Source organism: Coprococcus sp. AF21-14LB (genome assembly GCF_003458885.1).
GTDB lineage: Bacteria > Bacillota > Clostridia > Lachnospirales > Lachnospiraceae > UBA9414.
Genome location: NZ_QRVX01000128.1, coordinates 1 through 1,095, shown reverse-complemented (window position 1 = coordinate 1,095; position 1,095 = coordinate 1). Strand labels below are relative to the sequence as shown.

Genomic DNA, 1,095 nt, shown 5'->3' with positions numbered 1-1,095 from the left:
TATAACAGATCTTTCGGATCAGTGACAGATTTTGCATCGCTTTTTCTGCTTTGATTTTACATGCATCCTCTCGAAAATGAACATCCAACACCCAATGAAGATTGTTTTCAATTCCCCAATGTCCTCTTACGATACGAGACATCTCTTCAGCGGTCATTTCCTGATCTAAAATATAATACCTCGTTTCAAAACTCCTTTTCTCATCCATTTTCCGGATGCTCTCTACTTTACCGATTGTTTTCAGATTCTTCCACTTTTCTTTTCCCGTAAGGTAACCAATATCTGAGGAAATCCAATATTTTCGTTTCTCAATCCGCCCATGATTTTTTTCGAGCGTCTCATAAGTACTGAGTTTTTCTGCTTCTTCTTTTTCTACATAAGAAAAATACTCTTTTATCTCCTCATACAAGATTGCCTGATTTGTTTTTACTGCAAGACAATAATGACCTTTTTGTTCTATGATTTGTTTTGCAATCTGTTTTTGACAGCCTATCGCATCAATTGTTATCACACAATCGGTAATATCCAGTTCTTTCAACAGCTTTGGAATTTCTTTGATTTCATTTGTCTTTTCCCCTACTTTCAGCTGCCCAATAGAAAGTCCATAGTTTTCTAAATACGCTGAAATAATATATGGGATATTTCCTCCTTTTACTGCTGCTGCACGGACAGCTTTTCCATCAATAGCAATATGTTGTAGCTCCGATTCATTATTTTTTTGAATTGCAGACAAAACATCCCGAATCCATTGATAAAACATCTGCATGAATTTCTCCGGTTCTATTATTGCAAACACACGGAGTAGAGTATCCGCAGAAGGAACACCATATTTCAAGTCTAGCATCTTAGAAAAATATGGTTCTTGAAGTTTCATAAAGAATGCCATATTTTCTGCATCCGTATAACCACATAAAACGGCATAAATACTCATAACTATAATATCCACGAGAGTATGTCTCAATCCTCGATTATCTCTGCTATCTACCAAATCTGAAAAATACATTTTCATTTGCAACATAAAAATCACCACTTTTCTTTTAGTATACAAGAAAAGTGATGATTTTTGTATTAACTATTTTTTATGCGGTTGCCCTG

General features: G+C 35.0%; 1 protein-coding gene. It reads right to left on the bottom strand.

Going from position 1 to position 1,095, the window contains the following annotated elements:
* Positions 1–1,003: ISAs1 family transposase (locus tag DWX73_RS13325; RefSeq protein ID WP_242996919.1), on the bottom strand; the 1,003-nt coding region annotated here is incomplete at its 3' end.
* Between the last annotated feature and the right edge of the window lie 92 nt (positions 1,004–1,095).